The organism is Providencia sp. PROV205 (assembly GCF_028479505.1).
In the GTDB taxonomy this organism is placed as follows: Bacteria; Pseudomonadota; Gammaproteobacteria; order Enterobacterales; family Enterobacteriaceae; genus Providencia; species Providencia huaxiensis.
Genome location: NZ_JAMPNU010000023.1, coordinates 15,169 through 32,062, shown reverse-complemented (window position 1 = coordinate 32,062; position 16,894 = coordinate 15,169). Strand labels below are relative to the sequence as shown.

Annotated in this window: 17 protein-coding genes; 15 read left to right on the top strand and 2 right to left on the bottom strand. The window is 41.1% G+C overall.

The window, feature by feature from the left end:
• The first annotated feature begins 8 nt into the window (after window positions 1–8).
• From rsfS to lipA, 9 genes are all read left to right on the top strand, one after another.
• Window positions 9–335, top strand: a complete 327-nt coding sequence (rsfS, locus tag PR800_RS14360; RefSeq protein ID WP_080750930.1) for a ribosome silencing factor — start codon at window positions 9–11, stop codon at window positions 333–335.
• Window positions 336–337: 2 nt separating this feature from the next.
• Window positions 338–808 (top strand): 23S rRNA (pseudouridine(1915)-N(3))-methyltransferase RlmH, encoded by a 471-nt coding sequence (rlmH, locus tag PR800_RS14355; protein ID WP_004908925.1) that lies wholly within the window; start codon window positions 338–340, stop codon window positions 806–808.
• 32 nt (window positions 809–840) lie between these two features.
• Window positions 841–2,730, top strand: a complete 1,890-nt coding sequence (mrdA, locus tag PR800_RS14350; protein ID WP_272531086.1) for a peptidoglycan DD-transpeptidase MrdA — start codon at window positions 841–843, stop codon at window positions 2,728–2,730.
• 37 nt (window positions 2,731–2,767) lie between these two features.
• The gene (gene mrdB, locus PR800_RS14345; RefSeq protein WP_102138293.1) at window positions 2,768–3,880 is read left to right on the top strand and encodes a peptidoglycan glycosyltransferase MrdB; all 1,113 of its coding nucleotides are present in this window, start codon (window positions 2,768–2,770) and stop codon (window positions 3,878–3,880) included.
• A 13-nt stretch (window positions 3,881–3,893) separates the two neighbouring features.
• Window positions 3,894–4,868 (top strand): endolytic peptidoglycan transglycosylase RlpA, encoded by a 975-nt coding sequence (gene rlpA / locus PR800_RS14340; protein WP_102138292.1) that lies wholly within the window; start codon window positions 3,894–3,896, stop codon window positions 4,866–4,868.
• A 172-nt stretch (window positions 4,869–5,040) separates the two neighbouring features.
• Complete coding sequence (gene dacA / locus PR800_RS14335; protein ID WP_272531085.1) at window positions 5,041–6,252, top strand: D-alanyl-D-alanine carboxypeptidase DacA; 1,212 nt, start codon at window positions 5,041–5,043, stop codon at window positions 6,250–6,252.
• Between the two features lie 150 nt (window positions 6,253–6,402).
• Window positions 6,403–6,666 (top strand): DUF493 family protein YbeD, encoded by a 264-nt coding sequence (ybeD, locus tag PR800_RS14330; RefSeq protein WP_004257083.1) that lies wholly within the window; start codon window positions 6,403–6,405, stop codon window positions 6,664–6,666.
• Window positions 6,667–6,909: 243 nt separating this feature from the next.
• The gene (gene lipB / locus PR800_RS14325; RefSeq protein ID WP_375373116.1) at window positions 6,910–7,524 is read left to right on the top strand and encodes a lipoyl(octanoyl) transferase LipB; all 615 of its coding nucleotides are present in this window, start codon (window positions 6,910–6,912) and stop codon (window positions 7,522–7,524) included.
• Window positions 7,525–7,646: 122 nt separating this feature from the next.
• Window positions 7,647–8,612 (top strand): lipoyl synthase, encoded by a 966-nt coding sequence (gene lipA / locus PR800_RS14320; RefSeq protein ID WP_102138289.1) that lies wholly within the window; start codon window positions 7,647–7,649, stop codon window positions 8,610–8,612.
• 133 nt (window positions 8,613–8,745) lie between these two features.
• Here lipA and cspE read toward each other — a convergent pair whose 3' ends face one another.
• Together cspE and PR800_RS14310 are read right to left on the bottom strand one after the other, a co-directional pair.
• Window positions 8,746–8,955: a transcription antiterminator/RNA stability regulator CspE gene (gene cspE / locus PR800_RS14315; RefSeq protein WP_004257099.1), complete on the bottom strand. Its 210-nt coding sequence runs from the start codon at window positions 8,953–8,955 to the stop codon at window positions 8,746–8,748.
• A 216-nt stretch (window positions 8,956–9,171) separates the two neighbouring features.
• Window positions 9,172–9,630 (bottom strand): methylated-DNA--[protein]-cysteine S-methyltransferase, encoded by a 459-nt coding sequence (locus PR800_RS14310; RefSeq protein ID WP_102138288.1) that lies wholly within the window; start codon window positions 9,628–9,630, stop codon window positions 9,172–9,174.
• Between the two features lie 288 nt (window positions 9,631–9,918).
• On the opposite strand from PR800_RS14310, the gene nrdH reads away from it, so the two are divergent.
• The 6 genes from nrdH to proW all read left to right on the top strand — a co-directional run bounded on the left by nrdH (window position 9,919) and on the right by proW (window position 16,806).
• Window positions 9,919–10,146: a glutaredoxin-like protein NrdH gene (gene nrdH, locus PR800_RS14305; protein WP_102138287.1), complete on the top strand. Its 228-nt coding sequence runs from the start codon at window positions 9,919–9,921 to the stop codon at window positions 10,144–10,146.
• Between the two features lie 8 nt (window positions 10,147–10,154).
• On the top strand, window positions 10,155–10,568 hold the full coding sequence (gene nrdI / locus PR800_RS14300) for a class Ib ribonucleoside-diphosphate reductase assembly flavoprotein NrdI (RefSeq protein WP_166266274.1): 414 nt from the start codon (window positions 10,155–10,157) through the stop codon (window positions 10,566–10,568).
• An 11-nt stretch (window positions 10,569–10,579) separates the two neighbouring features.
• Window positions 10,580–12,712 (top strand): class 1b ribonucleoside-diphosphate reductase subunit alpha, encoded by a 2,133-nt coding sequence (nrdE, locus tag PR800_RS14295; RefSeq protein WP_272531084.1) that lies wholly within the window; start codon window positions 10,580–10,582, stop codon window positions 12,710–12,712.
• Window positions 12,713–12,725: 13 nt separating this feature from the next.
• Window positions 12,726–13,697, top strand: coding sequence for a class 1b ribonucleoside-diphosphate reductase subunit beta (gene nrdF / locus PR800_RS14290; protein ID WP_166266268.1), 972 nt, complete (start codon window positions 12,726–12,728; stop codon window positions 13,695–13,697).
• 741 nt (window positions 13,698–14,438) lie between these two features.
• On the top strand, window positions 14,439–15,638 hold the full coding sequence (proV, locus tag PR800_RS14285) for a glycine betaine/L-proline ABC transporter ATP-binding protein ProV (protein ID WP_004257111.1): 1,200 nt from the start codon (window positions 14,439–14,441) through the stop codon (window positions 15,636–15,638).
• On the top strand, window positions 15,631–16,806 hold the full coding sequence (proW, locus tag PR800_RS14280; protein ID WP_231068688.1) for a glycine betaine/L-proline ABC transporter permease ProW: 1,176 nt from the start codon (window positions 15,631–15,633) through the stop codon (window positions 16,804–16,806). Before proV ends, proW begins: the two co-directional genes overlap by 8 nt.
• Window positions 16,807–16,894: the final 88 nt, after the last annotated feature.

The window sequence follows — 16,894 nt, the reverse complement described above, 5'->3', positions numbered from 1 at the left end:
AATAAAAGGTGAACCTTTTGCAAGGAACTGAACTCCAACAATTTATTATCGATCAGCTTGATGATGCTAAAGCAGAAGATATCATTACTATCGATGTTCAAGGGAAATCAAGTATTACCGATCAGATGATCATCTGTACAGGGACATCAAGCCGCCATTTGATGTCTGTTGCTGACAGGTTAATCGACGCTTGCCGCAAAAATGGTTTAATGCCATTAGGTGTTGAAGGGCAAGGTATTTCTGATTGGATTGTCGTCGACCTTGGCGATGCCATTGTTCATATTATGCAAGATGAAAGTCGTCGTATGTATGAATTAGAAAAGCTCTGGAGCTGAGTTTGAAATTACAGCTCATAGCCGTTGGAACAAAAATGCCGGACTGGGTCCAGACCGGCTTTATGGATTACCTCCACCGTTTTCCTAAAGATATGCCCTTTGAATTAACGGAAATTCCAGCCGGAAAACGTGGGAAAAATGCAGATATAAAACGCATTCTAGAAAAAGAAGGCGAATTAATGCTCGCAGCTGTAGGTAAAGGAAATCGCATCGTCACTTTGGATATTCCAGGCGATCGTTGGGACACCCCGAAACTTGCCGTACAACTCGATAAATGGAAACAAGATGGCCGTAATGTCAGTTTATTAATCGGTGGCCCCGAAGGCCTTGCACCTGCGTGTAAAGCAGCGGCAGAGCAAAGCTGGTCACTTTCACCACTTACGCTCCCCCATCCACTGGTTCGTGTCCTTGTTGCCGAAAGTCTGTATCGCGCATGGAGTATTACGACTAATCACCCTTACCACAGGGAATAGTCAGGTTTAAATATGTTCAAAATGGCAATGGGATGAAAACACAACGCACCCCTTTTCGCGACCATACCGCTGAGTCAGTTTTGTTTATCCGCCGAGCGCTCATTGCCTTCGGTGTGATTGTCATTTTAACGTCTATTCTTGTGACGAATTTGTATCACTTGCAAATTGTTCGTCATGAAGATTACCAAACGCGGTCAAATGATAACAGAATCAAATTAGTACCTATTGCACCAAGCCGTGGGATTATTTATGACCGCCGAGGAACTCAACTCGCACTTAATAGCACGTTTTATCAGTTAGAAATCGTGCCTGAAAAAGTCAGCAACCTACAAGAAACCTTAGATAACCTTCGCAATGTGGTCGATTTAACTGACGAAGACATCGCTAATTTTGAAAAAGAGCGTAAACGTTCACGCCGCTTTACCTCAATTGCACTAAAAACGCAGCTCAATGAAGTCCAAGTCGCTCGTTTTGCCGTTAATCAATACCGTTTTTCCGGTTTAGAAGTCAAAAGCTATCAACGACGCTCTTACCCATACGGCTCTGCATTAACCCATGTGATTGGCTATGTGGCGAAAATCAATGACAAAGATGTCGAACGTCTTGATAAAGAAGGCTTATTACCCAACTATGCCGCTAGTCATGATATCGGGAAATTAGGTATTGAACGCTATTATGAAGACATTTTACACGGTAAAACAGGCTATGAAGAAGTTGAAGTGAATAGTCGTGGTCGCGTTATTCGCCAGCTTCATGAGCAACCACCGCAAGCGGGTCGAGATATCTACCTCACCATTGACCTCGAATTGCAAATTTATATCGAAAAGCTGCTAACCACCAGCCGTGCAGCCGTCGTCGTCACTGATCCGCGTAATGGGGAAATTTTGGCTCTGGTATCGAATCCAAGTTATGACTCTAACTTGTTTGTTAACGGTATCTCCAATAAAGATTATCAAGCACTATTAAATAACCCTGACAGGCCATTGATTAACCGAACAACTCAAGGGCTATATCCCCCTGCATCGACAGTAAAACCGTTTATTTCTGTCGCTGCGTTAAGTGAAAAAGTGATCACCCCCAATACCACCATTTTTGACCCTGGTTGGTGGCAATTACCCGGTTCAGAAAAACGTTATCGTGACTGGAAGCGCTGGGGACATGGCAAACTCAACGTATCAAAATCTATTATTGAATCGGCTGATACATTCTTCTATCAAGTCGCCTATGACATGGGGATTGACCGTATTTCTGAGTGGATGAGCCGGTTTGGCTTTGGCGATTATACGGGTATTGACCTTGCTGAAGAACGCTCAGGGATCATGCCGACCCGTGAATGGAAACAAAAACGCTATAAAAAACCTTGGTATCAAGGTGATACCATTCCTGTTGGTATTGGACAAGGCTATTGGACCGCAACGCCAATTCAAATGTCAAAAGCATTGATGACACTAATTAATGATGGCCAAGTTAAAACACCTCATTTGCTCTACGGTACAAAATTGGGTAATGCCATGGTGCCTTATGAAGACAAAGAGACCAAACAAGTTGGCGATGTGAATTCAGGTTTTTGGGAGCTCGCTAAGCATGGAATGTACGGTGTTGCCAACGCACCAAATGGTACAGGGCGCCGCAGTTTCATTGGTACACCATATAAAGCGGCTGCCAAGTCGGGTACCGCGCAAGTCTTCAGTTATGAAACCTATAATGCCAGTAAACTCGCTGAACACTTACGCGACCATAAATTGATGATTGCTTACGCTCCGTATGATAAACCCACTATCGCTGTTGCGATTATTTTAGAAAATGGGGGCGTGGGCCCTGCAGTCGGTGACATTGTGCGGCAAATATTTGACCACGTTCTTCTTGGTGATAACCGTACCGAAGTCGCGGTGTCAGCAACCAATGCAGGAGAAGATCGCTGATGCACAATCCAACGAATAACAATGGGCTATAAAGAATATGACAGACGATAAGAAAAAAAATTCGTTATCCATGCGTCTGCATATAGATGTGCCTATGCTACTGATTATCATCGCGTTGCTTGCATACAGCGCATTTATAATGTGGAGCGCTAGCGGCCAAGATCCTGAAATGATGGAACGCAAATTGGGGCAGATTGCGTCAGGTTTCGTTGTCATGATAGTGATGGCGCAGATCCCCCCTAGAATGTATGAAAACTGGGCTCCTCACCTGTTTATTTTTTGCGTTATCTTACTGGTTTTTGTTGATGTGTTTGGGCAAATAAGTAAAGGGGCTCAGCGCTGGTTAGACTTGGGTTTCATTCGGTTTCAGCCTTCTGAAATTGCAAAAATTGCCGTTCCTTTAATGGTCGCTCGCTTCATGAATAGAGACCTGTGCCCTCCTTCATTCAAAAACACCTTAATCGCGCTCGTCTTGATTTTTGTACCGACATTATTAGTGGCAGCGCAGCCAGACCTTGGTACCTCAATTTTAGTTGCCGCTTCCGGCTTGTTTGTTTTGTTCCTTGCCGGGATGAGCTGGCGGCTCATTGCTGTCGCAGCCATTGCTCTCGCAGCCTTTATTCCATTGCTGTGGTTCTTTTTAATGCATGGCTACCAAAGAGCCCGCGTTATGATGTTATTAGACCCAGAAACAGACCCATTAGGGGCTGGTTACCATATTATCCAATCAAAAATTGCGATTGGTTCTGGTGGGTTAATGGGGAAAGGTTGGCTCCATGGCACACAATCACAGCTTGAGTTTTTGCCAGAAAGACATACCGACTTTATTTTTGCCGTGTTAGCAGAGGAACTTGGCTTAGTCGGGGTGCTTATTTTACTTGGCTTATACCTTTTACTGATTATTCGCGGGCTTTATATTGCTGCTAGCGCACAGAATACATTTGGTCGGGTTATGGTTGGTGGTTTGATCTTAATTCTTTTTGTCTATGTATTTGTGAACATCGGTATGGTCAGTGGTATATTACCTGTCGTTGGTGTCCCTCTCCCTTTAGTGAGCTACGGGGGCTCCGCTTTGATTGTTTTAATGGCTGGATTCGGTATTATCATGTCGATACATACACACCGAAAATTCCTTTCTAAAAGTTTATAAAATGAGGCTTAGTATGCGTTTACAATGGATAATGCTTGGCGTCACAGCCGCGCTACTCAGTGGCTGTGTGACAGATGAAGTTAAACAACCTGCCCAAGTGCCAGCCAATGTACCCACTCAAGATGTATTAGGTGCAGAGCCTCATTATGAGCCGTATCATCCAACTGCAAATAATGATTACTCACGTAATGGCCAACAATACCAAATCGTACGTGACCCATCACAATTTAGCCAAGTAGGCTATGCATCCATTTATGGTGCGGAGTCTGCAGGCAATATGACAGCGATTGGTGAACGTATTAACCCAGTGGAATTAACTGCCGCTCACCCTACTTTGCCAATTCCAAGTTATGTTCGTATCACTAACATGATGAATGGCCGCATGATGGTCGTCCGTGTTAATGACCGTGGGCCTTATGTCCCGGGCAAAAGTATTGCGGTATCAAGAGCAACCGCTGACCGCCTGAATTTAATGCCTACAACAAAAATTAAAATTGATGCCATTCAAGTTGCTCAAGATGGTAGCTTGTCAGGAACAGGGACCGTGGGTTCTAATTTTGTGAAACAAAGTTATGCATTACCGGGACGCCCACAATTAGGTTCTGGCCCAATGGGTACCCCTGTAATGGAGAACTTGCCTACGCCAGAAAATACATTGCCCGTTCAGCAGCCAAAAGAACCGATGCAGCCTACTATGCCAGATATGAACCTGCAAACACCAACACCGCCACCAGCAGCAACTACAGCTGAAGAATCGGTGCCAGAACGCGGTTTTCTCGTTCAAGCTGGTGCAATTAGTAGCCAAACCAATGCTCAAAACATGCTGAATGAATTGAAAACGCAGTTTAATGTCCCTGGGCGCCTACAACCCTACAATGGTATTTACCGAGTACAGTTAGGGCCATTTAGTACAAGACAGCAAGCTGTTGAGGTTCAAGGCCGTTTACAGTCTGAAAAAAATCAATCGTCAATGGTCGTTGCGCCATAAAGCGATGCCAACTTAGGTTGCTCACGTCTATTTGGAGCAACCTAAATTCAGGCAATATTGAACTGACAAAAAAATCATTGGTACAGCGCAAAAGTCACTTTTTTCTTCCCCCTTTCTTTTGCTAAACTGCGCCTCCTTGTGTTAACCGAATTTCGGATGTAATGGTAAAACCATGAATAATGTCGCTCCATCACGCATCGTGCGTCATACAGTGCTGGGCTCCGCACTCCTTCTTATGACTGCTAATATTGCAAATGCTAATGAAACCTTCCCGAATACATCAATTCCTGCTGCACCCGCGATTGATGCAGAAGCTTATATATTAATTGATTATAATTCAGGCAAAGTTCTTGCTGAAAGTAATGCTGACCAGCGCCGCGACCCTGCGAGTTTGACCAAAATGATGACCAGCTATGTTATTGGTCAAGCAATTAAGTCAGGTAAAATTGGTGAAAATGATATTGTCACGGTCGGAAATGATGCATGGGCGACGGGTAATCCAGTATTTAAAGGCTCATCATTGATGTTCTTAAAACCTGGCGATCGCGTTAGCGTATCCCAGTTAACTCGGGGTATTAATTTGCAATCAGGTAACGATGCTTGTGTTGCAATGGCCGACTATATCGCAGGTGACCAAACCAACTTTGTTCAATTAATGAATGGCTACGTGAACAAATTAGGGCTAAAAAACACACATTTTGAAACCGTTCATGGTTTAGATGCGGATGGTCAGTACAGCTCAGCCCGTGATATGGCCCTTATTGGCCAAGCGCTAGTGCGTGATGTCCCTGAAGAATACGCTATCTATAAAGAAAAAGAATTTACCTTTAACAATATCCGCCAAACAAACCGTAATGGCCTATTGTGGGATAAAAGCCTTGCGGTTGACGGTATCAAAACAGGCCATACTAATGCCGCGGGCTACAACCTTGTCGCATCAGCAACCGAAGGCGACATGCGCCTGATCTCGGTTGTTATGGGCGGTAAAAGCAGCAAAGGCCGTGATGCAGAGAGCAAAAAATTACTCACTTATGGCTTCCGCTTTTATGAAACCGTTAAGCCATTACAAGCCAATGTTGACTTTGCCAGTGTGCCAGTCTGGTTTGGTGATGAAAATGAAGTAAAATTAGGTGTCACAGAAGATTTGTACCTCACAATCCCACGTGGTCGCTTAAAAGATTTAAAAGCGAGCTATGAGTTATCAACCACTGAGCTCGAAGCCCCGTTAACCAAAGGCCAACAAGTCGGGACAATTAGTTTTCAGCTTGATGGCAAAATCATCGAACAACACCCTCTAGCGGTGTTAAAAGATGTTGAAGAAGGTGGTTTCTTCAGCCGGTTAATTGACTACATCAAATTACTCTTTCATCGCTGGTTTGGTTAAGACTTGAAACTAAAACAAGTCGTCCCCATATAGTAAGTATTGAAATAGATAAGTATCGAAATGTTTGTTGGATGAATACTTCTCATTGGCTGGTTTAATACCAGCCAATCTTTTTCAGCCAGCAGCCCAATTTAAAAATTAGGAGTGCCCATGAAAACGAAATTAGGTGAACTGCTTGAGTTCCCATGTCCATTAACCTACAAAGTAATGGGCTTGGCACAGCCTGAACTGGTTGATCAAGTGATTGAAGTGGTACAGCGCCATGCGCCAGGTGACTATAGCCCAGACGTAAAACCAAGTAGCAAAGGCAATTATCACTCAGTTTCTATTACTATTAATGCAACTCATATTGAACAAGTTGAAACCTTGTATACTGAGTTAGGTGCATTAGAGTTAGTGAAAGTAGTGCTTTAATCAAAACTGTATTAAAGACCCACATCAAAGGCCGAATAGTCTGTTGCTATTCGGCCTTTTTCGTTTTGTTCCTCTACTTTAGCGTGGATTACATTTACACCTAAATAACATTTGATTCCAATTTGAATCACATTTTATGCAAGTACCAGATACGATGTTAGCTTGAAGTATGGCAAACATAGGCGTTATACTGCCCGCAACGATAAAGACAACGTGGACACCTAAATTTTGTCAGATAGATGTATAACCATACGCCAACTCGGCCTTGCTCCTTATCAAACTGTTTCTGATGCGATGCATCAATTCACTGAAGAGCGTACCCAAAATACGTGTGATGAAATATGGCTGGTTGAACATCCTCGCGTATTTACCCAAGGCCAAGCCGGAAAAGCAGAACACGTTCTTGCCCCTGGTGATATTCCTGTCGTTCAAAGTGATAGAGGTGGCCAAGTCACCTACCATGGCCCTGGGCAGCAAGTGATGTACGTGATGCTCGACTTAAAACGTAATAAAATTGGTGTCAGAGAACTCGTCAGCGCACTAGAAAATACCGTCGTTAATACCCTTGCCCATTTTAATATTGCAGCGTATCCTCGCCCTGATGCTCCTGGTGTCTATGTTAATGGCGATAAAATTTGCTCCCTCGGATTACGCATACGGCAAGGCTGTTCTTTTCATGGTCTCGCATTAAATATTGATATGGATCTTGAACCCTTTAACCGCATTAACCCTTGTGGTTACAGCGAATTAAAAATGACCCAAGTGAGTGACCTTGCTCCCAAAGTGTCAGTTTCTGATGTTCAGCCTGTGCTAATTCGCCAATTCTGTGACACACTGGGATTTCATATCGCTCAATAATAATGCTATAATTTTTAACAATTTTAAAAAATATTTTAATGAATGGATAACAGCCTCCATTTAGTTTTATTTAGAATTATCACTTATCCATCAGCATAAAAGATAACTGGAACCGTCATATTATGAGTAAACCAATTCAGATAGAACGCGGAATTAAATATCGTGACGCCGACAAAATGGCGCTGATCCCTGTCAAAAACGTTGTGACTGAACGAGAAGAAATTCTACGTAAACCTGACTGGATGAAAATTAGGCTTCCTGCTGACTCCACTCGTATTCAAGGCATTAAAGCCGCCATGCGTAAAAATGGCTTACACTCTGTATGTGAAGAGGCTTCGTGCCCTAACCTTTCTGAGTGTTTTAACCACGGTACTGCGACCTTTATGATTTTGGGCGCTATTTGTACCCGCCGCTGTCCTTTCTGCGATGTTGCTCATGGTCGACCTAATGCACCGGATGCAAACGAACCTGAAAAATTAGCACAAACTATTAAAGATATGGCGCTACGCTATGTCGTCATCACGTCAGTTGACCGTGATGACCTACGTGATGGCGGAGCACAACATTTTGCTGATTGTATTCGTGCTATTCGTGAAAAAAGCCCATCAATTAAAATTGAAACACTGGTTCCTGATTTCCGCGGCCGTATGGATCGCGCATTAGAGATTTTAACCGCAACACCACCAGATGTGTTCAACCATAACCTTGAAAACGTGCCGCGTGTTTACCGCCAAGTTCGCCCAGGTGCTAATTATGAATGGTCTTTAAAATTACTCGAAAAATTTAAAGAAGCGCACCCCGATATCCCAACTAAATCTGGGTTAATGGTCGGTCTTGGTGAAACCAATGAAGAGATTATCGAAGTTATGCGCGATTTACGTCGCCATGGTGTCACGATGCTCACACTTGGCCAATACTTGCAGCCAAGCCGTCATCACTTACCCGTCAAACGCTATGTTAGCCCTGCTGAGTTTGATGAAATGAAAGATGAAGCCATGGCAATGGGCTTTACTCACGCAGCCTGTGGCCCATTCGTTCGCTCTTCTTACCATGCCGATTTACAAGCTAAAGGCGAAGAAGTTAAATAGTCTCAACTGTTTAATTTATAGATGAAAAGGTCTGGTTTATATCAGGCCTTTTTTATTTTTTATAGATAAAAAAACTCGCCCTAGATAGCTAGGGCGAGTTTTCAGCTGTTCGTTTTAATCTTAATTATAAAAATTACAGAGGAATAACGTTAGCAGCAGATGGGCCTTTAGCACCTTCAGTAATTTCAAATTCCACTTTTTGGCCTTCAGCTAAGGTTTTGAAACCATCGCCCATAATCGCAGAAAAGTGAACAAATACATCTTTGCTACCATCTTCTGGAGTGATAAAACCAAAACCTTTAGATTCGTTGAACCACTTAACGTTACCTTTAACTTTAGACATCAAATATTACCTTTAAAATAAAATAGACACACCATCTGTATCAAGCTCAGTACATCAGATTTCTCAGTTACTTGTCTACAACCTAGATCACGAAAATGGACTAAAAAGATAAAAAAATATTATTTATCGATAGAATGGGCTCTGATTTCGACAATAATTCTTAACAATAGTAATTATTACAACTAATAGTATTACTTATAGCTAATTATTTAGCTTTTACTTCTCATGCAAAAGTAACCAATCTTTAATATCTAATCCCCCTGTATATCCCACTAGTTTTCCATCGTGTCCAAGAACGCGATGACAAGGAACAATTAATGAGATTGGATTACGTGAGTTTGCCATACCGACTGCGCGGCAATAATTGACGGATCCTAGCTTTAATGCCAAATCTTTATAACTCCATCGCTCCCCATAAGGGATCCCACAAAGGTGTTTCCATACTTTTTTCTGAAATTCTGTTCCTTGTGGGTTTAATTCAACCGTAAACGCGGTTCTTTTGTGATTAAAATATTCCTTTAATTCTTTTACGCAAAGCTTGGAATGTTCATTCTTCGTTTCTTTTTCTGTTTTTTCATCAACAAAATAGAGGCTAGTTACTCCGTCATCATCAGCCGTAATATGGATCCACGGTTTAGGAAATTTATCCGGGGTTGCTAAATATTGATGGTACATAGTATCTCCTCAAAAGGACTCAATTACCTGATTGTATATACAGTTATAGAGTAAATTATTTCCACTTTGCAATGATCTTTTTTCTTAGAGTGTCTCTTTGAATCATCTAATACGATATTTTTTTATTTTCAATGTTAATAACCACCTAGCCAACAATTAGAATAATTATCATTCAACATTTCATATTCACTACATATTGTGTGGTTGATAAAACAAAAATCTATATATAGTATTTGGGTATCACGTACCTTATTTCTAATGCTATTAAACATTCAAAAGGTAAATAACATGACTGAGATTACCATTTATAGTAAACCTAACTGCGTTCAGTGTAATGCTACTTATCAAGCCTTAGATCGCAAAGCGATTTCTTACCAAATTATTGACCTCACTGAAGATAGCCAAGCTCTTGAACTTGTAAAAAAATTAGGCTACCAACAAGTTCCTGTCGTTATTGCGGGCGACAAACATTGGGCGGGTTTTCGGCCAGACATGATTAGCCTATTAGCCGCTTAGGTGATGTCATGGAAACGGAATCACTCATCTATTTTTCAAGTCGCTCAGAAAATTGCCATCGCTTTATTGAAAAACTAGATATCCCTGCAACACGGTTACCTATTGGCAATCACAAAAGTAGCCTAATTGCGACAAAACCTTATGTTTTACTACTGCCGACTTACGGTGGCGGTGGAACAAAAGGTGCGGTTCCAAAAGAAGTGATCCAATTTCTTAATATTGAAGTCAATCGCGCACTTATCCGTGGTGTTATTGCTGCGGGTAATACCAATTTTGGCGATGCCTATGCGATAGCTGGGAATATCATCGCGCAAAAATGCCATGTCCCCTACCTATATCGTTTTGAACTTCTTGGTACTGATAAAGATGTTCAGTCCGTTCAACGAGGCCTAAAAACGTTTTGGCAACGTACAAACAACTAGAGTTATTTCAAATGGATAAAATGCAAAATACATCAGATGTCGATTATCATGCACTCAATGCGATGTTGAATTTATATGATAACGAAGGCCGTATTCAATTTGATAAAGACAAAGAAGCGGCTCACCACTATTTTCGACAGCATGTGAACCAGAACACCGTATTTTTCCATGATTTAAAAGAAAAATTAGACTTTTTAGTACAAGAAAATTATTACGAAAATAGTGTATTAGAACAATATAACTTTGAATTTATAAAAGCATTATTTAAACAGGCATACGCTCACAAATTCCGTTTTCAAACATTCCTAGGTGCCTTTAAATATTACACTAGCTATACACTGAAAACTTTTGATGGCAAACGCTATCTCGAACGCTATGAAGATCGCGTCTGTATGGTTGCCTTAACACTTGCACAAGGGAATGAGTCCCTCGCTAGATTATATGTTGATGAAATCATTACAGGGCGTTTTCAACCCGCCACTCCCACTTTTCTTAACTGCGGTAAAAAACAACGCGGTGAGCTAATTTCTTGTTTTCTTTTAAGAATCGAAGACAACATGGAATCCATTGGCCGCTCAGTAAATTCAGCTTTGCAGTTATCCAAACGAGGGGGCGGTGTCGCCTTTCTGATGACTAACTTACGGGAGCAAGGCGCCCCAATAAAATTGATTGAAAACCAATCCTCTGGGGTTGTTCCTGTCATGAAGATGTTGGAAGACGCATTCTCTTATGCCAACCAACTCGGTGCTAGGCAAGGCGCTGGCGCAGTCTATTTGAACGCTCATCACCCTGATATTATGCGTTTTCTTGACACTAAGCGTGAAAATGCAGATGAAAAAATACGGATTAAAACACTTTCTCTAGGGGTCGTGATCCCTGATATCACTTTCCAACTAGCGAAAGATAACCAGGACATGTATTTGTTCTCTCCTTATGATATTGAGCGCATCTATGGTGTCCCTATGTCTGAGATTAGTGTTACAGACAAATACCATGAAATGGTCAATAACAAAGCGATAAAAAAATACAAAATTAATGCTCGGGAATTTTTCCAAACTTTAGCTGAGATCCAGTTTGAATCTGGATATCCGTATATTTTATTTGAAGATACGGCCAACCGAGCTAATCCTATCGCAGGGCGTATTAATATGAGCAATCTGTGCTCAGAAATACTGCAAGTTAATCGCCCTAGTCTTTATGAAGACGATTTAAGCTATCAACAAATTGGTAAAGATATTAGCTGTAATTTAGGCTCCATGAATATCGCTAAAACGATGGACTCACCGAATTTCGCTCAATCAATAGCTGCTGCCGTTAGAGCACTGAGCGCGGTTTCAGATATGAGTGATATTCGTTCTGTCCCTTCCATTGCTGAAGGTAACCGGCAATCACATGCGATTGGATTAGGGCAAATGAATTTACATGGCTACCTAGCAAGGGAGCATATCTATTACGGCTCAGAAGAAGCGCTCGATTTCACCAATATCTATTTTTATACGGTCACCTATTACGCATTAAAAACGTCAAACCAATTAGCCATTGAAAGAAAAACTGCATTTGTTGGTTTTGAACATTCAACTTATGCCTCTGGTGATTATTTTGATAAATATATCAACAATATTTGGCTACAAAAAACACAAACCGTTCAGGAATTATTCCGACGTTCGGGTATCGAAATTCCAACTCGTGAAGATTGGCAAGCCTTAAAGCAGTCTGTCATTACCTATGGGATTTATAACCAGAACTTGCAAGCGATCCCGCCTACAGGGTCTATCTCTTACATCAATAATTCAACATCAAGCATCCACCCCATTGTTTCACGAATTGAAATTCGTAAAGAAGGTAAAATTGGCCGTGTTTACTATCCAGCTCCTTTTATGACGAATGAAAACTTAGAATATTACCAAGATGCTTACCAAATCGGTCCTGAAAAAATTATTGATACTTATGCCATGGCAACTCAGCACGTTGACCAAGGTTTATCTTTGACTCTCTTTTTTAAAGATGATGCCACCACACGAGATATTAACCGAGCGCAAATATATGCCTGGCGAAAAGGAATCAAGACATTGTATTACATCCGATTACGCCAAACTGCCCTCGAAGGAACAGAGGTCGAAGGCTGCGTATCTTGCACTTTGTAATAGGAAAATATTTATGACCACCAGCACATCTAACACACCAGTAAAAGCCATTAACTGGAACCGCATTCAGGATGATAAAGACTTAGAAGTATGGAACCGATTAACCAGTAACTTTTGGCTTCCAGAAAAAGTGCCATTATCTAATGATATTCCTTCTTGGAATACCCTAACTGCTGCAGAAAAACAGCTAACGATACGCGTATTTACCGGCCTCACGCTACTAGATACCATTCAAAATACGGTTGGTGCGCCTTGTTTAATGCCAGATGCTCAAACACCTCATGAAGAAGCGGTTTTATCAAATATTAGCTTTATGGAAGCCGTACATGCACGCTCTTATAGCTCAATATTTTCAACACTTTGCTCTACGACTGATGTCGATGATGCATACCGCTGGAGTGAAGAAAACATTGCATTACAAAATAAAGCGAAGATCATCCTATCTTACTATTGTGATTCACACCCTTTAAAGAAAAAGGTCGCTAGCGTCTTTTTAGAATCATTTCTATTTTATTCAGGTTTCTATTTACCAATGTATTGGTCAAGTAGAGGGAAGCTAACTAATACCGCCGACCTTATACGTTTAATTATTCGTGATGAAGCTATACATGGCTATTATATTGGTTATAAATTCCAAAAATCATTAACACAATACGATGAGAATGCTCAAAAAGAAATTAAGGATTTTACATTTTCATTATTATTCGATTTATATGAAAATGAAGTGAAATATACCCAAGAACTTTATGACACAGTTGGTTGGTCAGAAGATGTCAAAAAGTTCCTTCATTACAATGCAAATAAAGCATTAATGAACTTAGGTTATGAAGCCTTATTTCCAGATACTGTCACCGATGTGAGTGCCGCGATATTATCGGCATTATCTCCTGATGCAAATGAAAATCATGATTTCTTTTCAGGCTCAGGTTCATCTTATATTATTGGTAAAGCAGTCAGTACCGAAGATGATGACTGGGACTTTTAATCAAATTGTTAATTTAGCTTACCAATAAAAGCAGCCCACAATAAAAATCATACCATGATGAATTATAACGAAATTATTTGTCATGGTATTTTTTGGCTCAATAAATGAACAATTAAGTTCGTTTTTTATATGTATATCTGTTCAATTATTCATTTTTAATGAATTAATCTGGCCTTATTTCTCAATTCAATCAAGTTTCACTTTATTTTAGATAAATTTAATTAATACATTCACTGTTAATTTCTTTTTTTTCACCCATCAATCCAGCATCTATTTCACCTAAAAATAGAACAGAGCATGTAATCCCCACATTGATAAATTAAAAGTAAATTATTTTTAAATAAATTCAATCTCACCAGCGAGTTAACACTAACATGAATATTATAGAGGTTATTAGTATATAGCTTAGATATCGATTTTATTTACACTAATAAAATCATTATTCCTCTCTAATTTTTTGATTAATTATACTTAACCTAGGGTTGTCAGCTGATTTTATTATGCTAGGGTTTATTGCTTGCAAATTTTACTAATAACTCAAACGGAGGAATTTGAATTTAATCCATAATTAACTAGCCCATTAAACTAAATATAGGAATCTCTGCCCTAATAATTTTCAAAGGATAATCATAGTTAGGAAGCATAGTTAGGAAACATAGTGTTAACTACCACTATAGAATTCATCACATTCAATATAGGTAATTTATCTTCCTTGTTGATTGAAAATTGGGTAAATAATATATGGCAATAAAATTACAAGTTAAAAATTTATATAAAATATTTGGGGATAATCCTGATCAAGCATTTAAGCTATTAGAATCAGGTATGAATAAAGATGATATCTTTGAAAAAACAGGCCTTACCGTAGGTGTTCAAGATGTTAATCTGACGATTGAAGAAGGCGAAATCTTTGTTGTCATGGGACTTTCTGGCTCAGGGAAATCGACCTTGGTGCGCCTCCTCAATCGCCTGATAGAACCAACTAGCGGGCAAGTCATGATAGACGGTGAAGATATTTCCAATATCTCTGACAAAGCACTGCGCGAAGTTAGGCGAACAAAAATTAGTATGGTGTTTCAATCCTTTGCGTTGATGCCACATATGAACGTCATCGATAACACCGCTTTTGGCATGGAACTTTCTGGTATCCCAAAAGAAGAGCGCCATAAGAAAGCCATGAATGCGCTTGAGCAAGTTAACCTTGAAAAATGGGCAAATTCATATCCAGATGAGCTATCTGGCGGGATGCGCCAACGTATCGGGTTAGCCAGAGCACTCGCCAATGACCCAGATATTCTGTTAATGGATGAAGCATTCTCAGCCCTCGACCCACTAATTCGTACAGAAATGCAAGATGAACTGCTCTCCTTGCAAGGGGACAAACAACGCACGATTGTCTTTATTTCCCATGATCTTGATGAAGCCATGAGAATTGGTGACCGCATTGCCATTATGCAAGGAGGCGTTGTTGTTCAAGTCGGCACACCTGATGAGATACTCAATAACCCTGCGAATGACTACGTTAAGACCTTTTTCCGTGGTGTAGATATCAGCCAAGTTTTCAGTGCTAAGGACATCGCACGCAGACGACCAAATGCCCTATTGCACATCGCACCGGGTTTTGGTCCTCGCTCCGCGCTAAAAGTCCTTAACGATGAAGATCGCTATCACGGTTATTTAATTTCTCGAGGACATACTTTTGCCGGTGTGGTTTCTGTTGAATCCTTAGAAAAAGCGCTTCATGAAAAAGCAGGTATTGAAGCCGCAATTTTAACTGATATCGAACCAATTCAAGGTGATACATCCTTAAATGAAGTTATTTCTACAGTAGCACAGGCCCCTTGCGCCGTTCCGGTTATTAACGAAAAAAACCGGTATTTGGGCGTGATTTCAAAAGGAATGCTGTTACAAGCGCTGGATAAGGAGACACCAAATGAGTAAGCAAAATCAAGAAACAACAACTAACCAGCAAGATCCATGGGCTGATACTGAAGTCACTAATACACCAACACAAGGTACTGAAAATACACCAGCTGATGATCCATGGGCAGCGGCAAGCTCTAGCGAGACAAATACGTCTGCGGATGATCCATGGGGCAATGCATCAGACACAACAACACCTGCTGATACCAGTTCGAGTGATTGGCTTGATGCCGCCCCAACAGATAGCATCATACCCGACCAGTTTAATATTATGGATCCCTTCCAGCACACGCTGATCCCCCTTGATTCATGGGTTGCACATGCAATTGACTGGGTTGTCCTCAACTTTCGTCCTGTATTCCAAGGGATACGTGCTCCTATTGATTTCATTTTGAGTGGGTTTGAACAATTTCTTACCTCACTCCCGTCCCCCGTTGCCATTATCATTTTCGCGTTACTCGCTTGGCAATTAGCGGGACGTGCAATGGGTGTGGCCACATTTATTTCGATGATAGCCATCGGAGCAATTGGGGCTTGGTCGGAAGCCATGGTGACACTCTCTCTGGTCCTCACGTCTTTACTATTTTGTATTGTGATAGGACTACCGCTAGGTATTTGGCTAGCGCGTAGTGATAGAGCGGCTAAAGTTATTCGCCCATTACTTGATGCGATGCAAACCACACCCGCATTCGTCTATTTAGTCCCGATTGTTATGTTATTTGGTATCGGTAATGTGCCTGGTGTCGTCGTCACCATAATATTTGCTCTACCGCCAATCATTCGTTTGACCATTTTAGGGATCAAACAAGTCCCAGCTGACTTAATTGAAGCCGCTGAATCATTCGGTGCAAGTCCCCGCCAAATGCTATTTAAAGTGCAATTGCCATTGGCGATGCCAACTATTATGGCCGGGGTAAACCAAACCTTGATGTTAGCGCTGTCGATGGTTGTTATCGCATCAATGATCGCCGTCGGGGGCTTAGGCCAAATGGTCTTACGGGGTATTGGTCGCCTTGATATGGGCCTCGCGTCTGTCGGAGGGGTCGGTATTGTTATTCTAGCTATCATTTTAGACCGTTTCACCCAATCTTTGGGGCAAGATACGCGCGGCAAAACATCATGTCGTTGGTATCAAAAAGGCCCTATTGGGTTAGTTATGCGCCCATTTTGTAAAAAAAACCATTAATCAAAATATCCTCCATTCACCTGAGTGCCATTCACGTGGCACCTAACTTGGCTCTTAACTTTAAAGCCAAGCTCGCTGCGAAAAAACA